The 1,495-nt window shown below is 37.4% G+C and carries 1 protein-coding gene; it reads right to left on the bottom strand.

Annotated features, from left to right (window positions below; genetic code table 11):
* Positions 1 to 263: 263 nt before the first annotated feature.
* Positions 264 to 1,417 (bottom strand): IS3 family transposase gene (locus tag SPD53_RS19720; RefSeq protein WP_336253575.1). Its coding sequence is split into 2 segments (ribosomal slippage): positions 264 to 1,153 and positions 1,153 to 1,417, totalling 1,155 coding nucleotides; the frame shifts between segments, so codons are not numbered across the junction.
* Between the last annotated feature and the right edge of the window lie 78 nt (positions 1,418 to 1,495).

The raw sequence follows: 1,495 nt of genomic DNA on the forward strand, positions 1-1,495 counted from the left end.
TGGACCTATGTCAAGAAATTAGACACAATGAATATGGATTTTTATTTAAATATCCTTCGTTTTGTTTTGTCGTTTAATGAGGATAGCACCCCTTTGGAAGCTATCAAGGGTAAAGGCTTTGCCCCTCCTGTCGTCGGCCCTTGACACCTTCCAAATCCGTGCTGTGTTAAATGCACGACAAATCAAAACTAAAAAAATGGGATGGTGTCTAAAGAGACCTAGAATTAATTTTAGATAATCTCTCTTTAAGCAATGGAGGCCTTTTAAGCTCGTTTATATTGCTTTTCAAATGCAACTGGTGATACGTATCCTATTGTGGAGTGAATCCTCTTGTAATTGTAAAATGTCTCGATATAATCAAATATACTCATTTTAGCTTCTTCACGAGTTTTATAGTTTTCATGGAAGATAAGTTCCTTCTTAATTATGCTGTGAAAGGACTCAATACAGGCGTTGTCGTAACAGTTTCCTTTGCGGCTCATACTTCCAATAATGTTATATTCCTTTAATAACGCTCGATAATCGTGTGATGCATATTGACTTCCACGATCCGAATGGTGAATCAGCCCTTCAGTTGGTGGCTGCTTCCGAATTGCCCGTTTTAAAGCGGTTAGTACTAGTTCCTTATTCATTCGATGGCTCATTTGCCAACCAATGATTCTTCTAGAAAACAAATCCATAACAGAAGCCAGGTATAGCCACCCCTCTTTCGTCCAAACATAAGTTATATCAGCTACCCAGACCTCTCCAGGCTTATTGACCTTAAATTGCTGGTTTAATAGATTTGGAAAAACAGGTAACCGGTGATTCGAATTTGTTGTTGCCTTGTGCTTCTTAACTACTTTGGATTGCATGTTATTCTCACGCATAATACGTGAAACATTTTTCTCGGTTGTATGAATGCCTTGCTCCTCTAAAACTTTTGTGATTTTAGGGCTACCATACCTTTCTTTAGATTCAACAAAAATACGTTTTATTTCCCTAGTAAGCACTTCTTTCTTTTTCTTTTGTTCGCTTTTGGGTCGTTTACGCCAATTATAATAGCCACTCTTTGAAACACCTAGTACTTCACACATCTTCGCTACACGGAACTCGTGTCGGTGTTTTTCAATGAAGTCATAAATTACTTCTGGTTTTTTGCGAAGATGCCCATAGCCTTTTTTAAAATAGCATTTTCCTCTTCCAAGTCACGTAATCGTTTTTGTAGCTCATGTTTTTCTTTGTCTTCCGGCTTGAGATTACCAGTACCAACAAATCCTGTGTCGGATTCATTACGATACTTTTTCACCCAGTTGTGTAGGGTCTGTTCAGCTAAGTCTAACTCTCTAGCTGTTTCCGAAATTCTTTGACCCTTTTCTTCCACAAGTTTTACAGCATATAATTTAAATTCTTTATCATAACTTTTGCGCTTTGCCATTTAAAACACTCCGATCTATTTCTTGGGTTCTATTATACAATCCCAATTCGGTGTGTCTAATTTTTAGTCTAACATCAA

Source organism: Oceanobacillus sp. MO10714A, from assembly GCF_037072045.1.
GTDB classification, from domain to species: domain Bacteria; phylum Bacillota; class Bacilli; order Bacillales; family Amphibacillaceae; genus Oceanobacillus; species Oceanobacillus indicireducens.